Annotated in this window: 7 protein-coding genes and 1 pseudogene; 1 reads left to right on the top strand and 7 read right to left on the bottom strand. The window is 28.8% G+C overall.

Features of this window, described 5'->3' with window-relative positions; translation table 11 throughout:
* Positions 1 to 1166, top strand: a 1166-nt coding sequence (locus tag Q5F54_RS08675; protein ID WP_302334250.1) for an IS256 family transposase, incomplete at its 5' end; no start/stop codon positions are given.
* Positions 1167 to 1405: 239 nt separating this feature from the next.
* Here Q5F54_RS08675 and Q5F54_RS08670 read toward each other — a convergent pair.
* From Q5F54_RS08670 to Q5F54_RS08640, 7 genes and pseudogenes are all read right to left on the bottom strand, one after another.
* Complete coding sequence (locus tag Q5F54_RS08670; RefSeq protein ID WP_281538993.1) at positions 1406 to 2176, bottom strand: ABC transporter ATP-binding protein; 771 nt, start codon at positions 2174 to 2176, stop codon at positions 1406 to 1408.
* A gap of 16 nt (positions 2177 to 2192) precedes the next feature.
* Positions 2193 to 3173 (bottom strand): iron ABC transporter permease, encoded by a 981-nt coding sequence (locus tag Q5F54_RS08665; protein WP_071120087.1) that lies wholly within the window; start codon positions 3171 to 3173, stop codon positions 2193 to 2195.
* Entirely contained in the window at positions 3163 to 4176 is a 1014-nt protein-coding gene (locus Q5F54_RS08660; RefSeq protein ID WP_071120086.1) for an iron ABC transporter permease, read from the bottom strand. Before Q5F54_RS08660 ends, Q5F54_RS08665 begins: the two co-directional genes overlap by 11 nt.
* Positions 4177 to 4213: 37 nt before the next feature.
* On the bottom strand, positions 4214 to 5161 hold the full coding sequence (locus Q5F54_RS08655) for an ABC transporter substrate-binding protein (RefSeq protein ID WP_302334249.1): 948 nt from the start codon (positions 5159 to 5161) through the stop codon (positions 4214 to 4216).
* A gap of 575 nt (positions 5162 to 5736) precedes the next feature.
* Entirely contained in the window at positions 5737 to 6090 is a 354-nt protein-coding gene (locus tag Q5F54_RS08650; protein ID WP_302334248.1) for a hypothetical protein, read from the bottom strand.
* A 10-nt stretch (positions 6091 to 6100) separates the two neighbouring features.
* Positions 6101 to 6904 carry a pyrroline-5-carboxylate reductase gene (proC, locus tag Q5F54_RS08645; protein WP_334306111.1) on the bottom strand — a complete coding sequence of 268 codons (804 nt, stop codon included), beginning with the start codon at positions 6902 to 6904 and terminating at the stop codon, positions 6101 to 6103.
* Between the two features lie 8 nt (positions 6905 to 6912).
* Positions 6913 to 7316 (bottom strand): annotated as a pseudogene (locus Q5F54_RS08640) (DUF4438 domain-containing protein); the annotation flags it as partial.

Here is a 7316-nt window from a genome sequence, read left to right as displayed (position 1 = left end):
ATGTAGTTGGTAAAAATGGATTAATGCAAAAGCTGTTCAAAGATATTATCCAACAATTGCTAGAAGCAGAAATGGAAGAGCATCTGGGAAGAGAAAGACATGAAAGAAGTAATGAAGCTAATCCAAACTATAGGAATGGATATAGTTCTAAGACTATTGAAAGTAGTTTTGGTGAAGTTGGCCTAGATATACCAAGAGATAGAAAAGCACAATTTGAACCGAAGGTTGTTAAAAAGTATGAAACTGTATGTAATGAACTAGATAAAAAAATAATAGGTCTTTATGCCTGTGGTATGAGTGTAAGAGATATCCAATCTGAAATGGAAGAACTATATGGCATTGATGTGTCTCCTGCAATGATATCTAAGATAACAGATAAGGTTGTAGAGGCTGCCGCCGAATGGCAAAGCAGAGAACTTGATGAAATATACCCAATCGTATATATGGATGCTATGCATTTTAAAGTAAGAGATGATAATAAAATAGTTTCAAAGGCAGCATATATATGTATGGCTTTAGATATGAAAGGAAAAAAAGATATATTAGGTATTTGGATTGGTGAATCAGAAGGCGCAAAATTTTGGCTATCAGTTTGTAATGATTTGAAAAATAGAGGCGTAGATGATATTTTAATTGCATGTATGGATGGTTTAAAAGGTCTACCTGAAGCAATTAAAACTGTATATCCAGATGTAAGTATTCAAACTTGTATAGTTCATCAAATTAGAAACTCTCTTAAATATATAGCATCAAAAGATCAGAGAGAGTTTATGAAAGATTTAAAAAGTGTTTATAGGGCATTTAACGAAGAAACAGCACTTAAAAATTTAGATATTCTTAAGGAGAAATGGTATTCAAAATATTCTGTTGTAATAGATTCATGGTACAATAACTGGAGTAATCTGAATACGTATTTTGAGTATCCACATGAAATTAGAAGAATTATTTATACTACAAATGCTCTTGAGGGATTTAATAGACAGTTAAGAAAATATACTAAGGTAAGAACTGTATTTCCAACAGATGAGTCACTAAGAAAATCACTATATTTATCTACCATGAAAATTATGGAGAAATGGACCTCTCCAAACCAAAATTGGGCGTCTACTTTAGGACAGCTTACAATTATGTTTGGAGAAAGGATACCTAACTCTTACACAATATAAATTTTTTTGAAATTATGGAAAATTTAGTGTATAAATAACTAAATTAAACACATAATAATTGTGTAAAGAATTCCAGTATTAGTATTTCTCAAAAATAAAAAAATATTACTGGAATTTGAAATTTCCAGTAATATAAATTATAAAAAATCTTATTTACACAAATCTATAGACATTCTCTATATAAGTAAAAATATGATTTATTAGAATTATATTCACAATTAAAAATTTGTAAAATATCTTTATTTAGGAATACACATAGGTCTGCTTGTAATTGGATCTAAAATTACTATACTATCTACTCCAAACACATCTTTTAACATATTCTCTGTAAATACAGTTTCAACTCTACCCTGAGAATATATTTTTCCTTTTTTCATACAAACAAGATTATCCGCATACCTCGCCGCTTGATTTAATTCATGTATAACTGTAACTATTGTTTTTTTAGTTTTCTTATTTAAATCTTTTAATAGTTCTAAAATTTCTATTTGATATGCTAAATCTAAATATGTTGTCGGCTCATCAAGTAAAAGTATATCTGTATTTTGAGTTAAAGCCATTGCTATCCATGCACGCTGTCTTTGTCCTCCTGATAAAGAGTCTAATTGTCTATTTGCAAACTCTTTAAGTCCAGTTGCTTCTATTGCCCATTGTACCATATCATCATCTTCTTTTGTTCTTGATCCAAATAAATTTTTATATGGATTCCTTCCAAAATAGCAAAGTTCTTTTACAGTTATTCCTTCTGGTGCTATTGGTCCTTGTGGTAAAATTGATAATTTTTTAGCTAAGTCTTTAGCTTTATAATCATGTATAGATACTCCTTCTAAAAGAACATCGCCTTCCTTAGGAATTAACAATCTACTCATACCACTAAGCAAAGTAGATTTACCACAGCCATTTGCTCCAATTAGCATGGTAATTTCACCTTTAGGAATAGATAAATCTATATTATTAACTATTATTTTGTCTTCATATCCTAAAACTAAGTTTTTTATCTCTAAACTCATTAATTTCACTACCTTCCTAATTAGATTTTTTTCCTAATAATAAATATAAGAAATATGGCGCACCTACAATAGCCGTTACTATTCCTACAGGAATTTCTGTTGGTGCAATTATAGTTCTACCTATAATGTCTGCTACTACTAAAAGTATAGCCCCTACTAATCCACTTAATGGAATCACTAATTTATGTCTATATCCAACTAAACTCTTTGCTATATGAGGTGCTATCAATCCTACAAATCCTATAGTACCACTCACACTTACGCTACTAGCAGTAAGTATTATACCTATTAATAACAATCCAACTCTTAGGAAATCTACTTTTTCGCCTAAGTTAATTGCAACTTTATCTCCTAAAGATAATATATCTATTTTGTTTGCTAAAATTATAGATAAAGGTATAAGTATTACTACATATGGAATTAATATTCGAACTTCATCCCAATACCTCCCCCATACACTTCCTGTTAACCATAAAAATATAGTTTGTATATTTCCAGAATTACTTATATTAAAATACTGAATACCAGCATCAAATAATGCACTCATAGCTATACCCATTATTACAATGCTAGTATTTTTAAAGTTAGTTTTTTTAGTTAATAAGTATATAATAATACCTACACCTAGGCCTCCAAACATAGCTGCCATAGGTATAGGTATTATATTTTTTAAGTTAAGATTTATTACAAGACAAGCAAAAAATCCTGCTCCCTTACCTATTCCAAGTACATCAGTTGATGCAAGTGGATTCCTAAGAACACCTTGGAAAATAGCTCCTGCTATAGCTAAACTCATACCTACTATTATAGTCATCAATAATCTTGGAACTCTATATTCAAAAATAATAAAAGAATACTTAGAAGTTGAGTAATTAAAAATTACATCAAATATATCAGTTATATTCAATATTTTACTTCCGAAAATTAAACTTATAAAAGATATAACTATTAAACTTACTATACTTATTGTAAATATTAATGTATTCTTATTTTTCACTCACTCCACCTCTTTTCATTTCTTTATTTGCTAGGAATATATAAAATACTGCACCTATAAAAGCCGTTACTATTCCTACAGGTGATTCGTAAGGGTATTTTAAAAGCTTAGATACTATATCTGATAATAAAAGTAAGTTCCCACCATATATTCCACATAATATAAAGTTTCCTCTAAAATTTCTTACACCAAATTTACTTACAATATGAGGCGTTATTAAACCTACAAAAGATATTGGTCCAGCTATTGCAACTGAAGAGCTTGATAGTAAAATTACTGTTATTGTACTAATAATTTTCGTCAATTTAACATTTTCACCTAAGCTAATTGCTATACTATCACCCATTTTTAAAGTATCCATTGAATTAGATATTACTGTTATTAGTAAAATAGATACAATAAACCATGGTAATATAGCAAGTATATGTATAAATTGTGCGTGGTGTACTCCTCCAATCATCCAAAATACTAAATCAGATGTTTTACTTTCATTAAACAACATTATTGATTTTGTTATAGAACTTAAAAACAATTGAATACTTATTCCTACCAGTGTTATTTTTAAAGGAGATAAATTTTTAACTGAACCAATTACATAAACAAACATACCTATAAGTCCTGCTCCTAAAAATGCACATAATATTTTTATTTTATATCCTAACTGTGGAAGGAATACCATGATTATTACTACTGCTAAAGTTGCTCCTGAATTTATACCTAAAACCTGAGGTGATGCAAGTGGGTTCCTAGTCAAGTTTTGCATAATTAATCCTGAAATAGCCATAGATGCTCCAACCAATATGCAAAGTAATACTCGTGGAAGTCTTATAGTTGTTATTATTAAATGTTCTTTACTTTTGTTGTAATTGAAAATAGAGTCAATAATATCTTTAAAGCCAATATTACTCATTCCAATCAAAATATCTGTTAGCAATAACACAACTATGGCAAATAACCCTATAATTGCAAATAATGCAAACTTATTTTGTTTTTTGACCTCCATTTAAATCACCTCTCAACTACTTAATTATTTTCTATTCTTATAATAACCATCCTGACATTTCTTTCATTAATGTTTTTACAGAAATAAATCCTCTGTATTGAGTCCATGGTTTTCTTGATACTGTTACATATACTTCATTATTTTTAACTGACTTTAGAGATTTATATAATTCTGTATCTTTCCATTCTTCATATATAGTTGTGTCTATATCTTCTCTCATATACACTATTATATCTGGGTCTATCTCTACTAATTGTTCTAAAGATAAAGATGCTTCTACATCCTCACTTTGAACTGCATTAGTAAATCCTGCTTTTTCTAAAACTTGTCCTACAAATGAACTTGAAGTATGTGCTGTATACCCATCATTTTTAGGAGATACTGTTAATACATTCTTATTACTAACTTTATCTTCTGCCTTTGCTTTAACTTCTGATAATAAATTTTCTGCTTCGGCTATTTTAACTTCTGCTTCTTCTTCTTTTCCAACAACTTTTGCTATAGTTTCAAAATTTTCTATATATTCATCATAAGTTGAATCAATACTATTTAAGACTATTGTTGGTGCAATTTTACTTAAATCTTCATATATTTCGCTATGTCTACTTGTATCTGCTATTATCAAATCTAAATCTAGAGTGCTTAATTCTTCTAAGTTTGGCTCTTTACGATTTCCTACTGATGTATACTCTGTTAATTCTCCCTCTGTAACATCAGCTACCTTACTTGCATCTTCATCATCTGCTATAGCAACTGGATCTACGTCTAAATTATAAAGCGAATCTAAGAATGATAATTCTAGTACTGCTATATTTTCAGGAGTACTATCTAAAGTTGTAGTTCCTAATTCATGTTTAACTACTATTTGATTTTTATTATCTAAATTTTCTTCTTTATTTGCTTGTGTCGTACATCCTGTGAGTACTATACTACCTAACATCACGCTCATTATCAGTGATTTTTTTCCTAATTTATAAAATTTCATATTGATATTACCTCCATCTATATATCAATATACCTATATGCATATTGATTATCATTGTCATTTTATTCATGTTATCATTCATTATTTTTTTTGTCAATATCTTTATAATGTTAATTAAAACTATATTTAATATTATTGATTTATTTTTTATACAAATAATCTTATTGTAAATTACATCTGAATCTTGATTATAGATTTATCTATGTCAAAGTATTTTTAATAGCCTCATATGTAGTTCGTATTTCTCATCCAAAGACTTTGTCGTATGCTTGATCTGATTCTCCCTCACGATAGGCAACCTTGCCATTAGCTAGTAGTTCCTACTACTAATCCTGCAACAGATCTTTCCCATTAAGTTATTGCCCACTCTAAGCACGCCAAAAAAAAACACATTGATAATTTAATCAATGTGTGAGTAGAAACCCTATCCACAAACTATTTTCATACTATATCTATATGTATGACCTTCTAATTTTAATTTCTACATTATATAAGATTACCTAGTTTTCTTATTTATCAATATCCATATAAAAATGGCTACCTTATATTTATAATATAAAAGTAGCCATTTTAACTTATTTTAAATTAAACTTTTCATTTTCATATACAACTTGATTATTTTCTTCAAGCTCTTTAAGTATTACATAAATAACATCTTTATTTAAAAATACATTTCCATTCTCATTTCTAACCTTTAAACTAATATCGCTATACTTATCCTTTATATAATCTGTAAGATTATCTTCCCTTAAAATATTATAATTATTATCTAAATAAACTTTAAATAACCAAGGCATAGCATTCTCACTTAAATCAACCACTAATCTATCAAGTAACACATAACTTTCATCATCATTTATCATCATAAAATCTGGTGTGTCACTTATCAGTCTATCTATATAATCATAATATTTCTTTGTGTCTTTCATATTTGTCTCCTTATTTACTCATCTTTATAGATTTTTCTATACAATCAGTCATTCCATTTATAACTGCACTTCTCATGCCTTCATTTTCTAAAGTTTTAACAGCTTCTATTGTAGTTCCTCCTGGTGAACATACCATATCTTTAAGCTCTCCTGGATGTTTTTTAGTTTCAAGTACCATTTTAGCAGCACCCATTACGGCTTGTGCACAAAACTCATATGCTATTTCTCTTTTCATACCATATGAAACTGCACAATCTGCCATAGCTTCTATAAACATAAATGCATATGCAGGAGAAGATCCACTTGCTCCTATTACAACATCTATTAAACTTTCATCTACTATTTCACTTTTTCCAAAAGAATCAAATATAGTTTTTACAGCATCTATGTCATTTTTCTCAATATTTTTATTAGGTGAAAGTGAACTCATACCACAGTTTACTAGTGCTGGTGTGTTTGGCATGGTTCTAATAATTTTTTTATCATTTCCTATTATTTTTTCTACACTATTTATACTTATTCCAGCAGCTATTGTAACTATTATTTTTTCAGTGTCTATATAGTCTTTTATTTGTTTTAAAACTTCTTCATATACATTAGGCTTAACTGCGATAACAACTATATCACATTCTTTTACTAAACTTATTGAATCCTTTGTAGTATTTATTTTATATTTTTCTTTTATATTGTCTAAGGTTTTATCAGTTTTTGCACTTGCTATAATATTTGATGGGCTTAGTAGTTTAGAGTTTATTATTCCACCTATCATAGCACTTGCCATGTTTCCTGCTCCTATAAATCCTACTTTCATAATGATTCTCCTTATTTGTTCATATAGTATCTTATATTAGCATTTGAATCTATTACACCTTCTATGTTACCCTTTGATGAACTCATTATAACTGTAACACCAGGACCATGACCTGATTTTACACAGTCACTATGTATTATAACACCTATTGAAATAGCTCCACCTAAGTATCCTGTTCCATAAGTATTATCGTGGTCTTGAAGTAATACTAAATCTCCAAATCTTAATTTATCAAGTCCAAGTCTTTTTATTTCTTCTTTATCAGCAGTCATTATATCATAATCTCCACTGTAAGCATTTGAAGAACCTGTTCCTGAACCCATTAAATATGCTGGAACTTTAGCAACAACTGGAACTTGTAGTTTTCCATCTTTTTCTGTTATTCCTAGTTTTTCAAATAAATTTGGGTCTATAC

The organism is uncultured Romboutsia sp., from assembly GCF_958366745.1.
Lineage (GTDB): Bacteria > Bacillota > Clostridia > Peptostreptococcales > Peptostreptococcaceae > Romboutsia > Romboutsia timonensis.
This window is presented reverse-complemented; position numbering and strand designations above follow the sequence as displayed.

Bases quoted from the DNA above. Each gene is read 5' to 3' on its own strand.
- Q5F54_RS08670 (WP_281538993.1), bottom strand. From the start codon at position 2,176: ATGAGTTTAGAGATAAAAAACTTAGTTTTAGGATATGAAGACAAAATA.
- Q5F54_RS08660 (WP_071120086.1), bottom strand. From the start codon at position 4,176: ATGGAGGTCAAAAAACAAAATAAGTTTGCATTATTTGCAATTATAGGG.
- Q5F54_RS08655 (WP_302334249.1), bottom strand. From the start codon at position 5,161: ATGAAATTTTATAAATTAGGAAAAAAATCACTGATAATGAGCGTGATG.
- Q5F54_RS08650 (WP_302334248.1), bottom strand. From the start codon at position 6,090: ATGAAAGACACAAAGAAATATTATGATTATATAGATAGACTGATAAGT.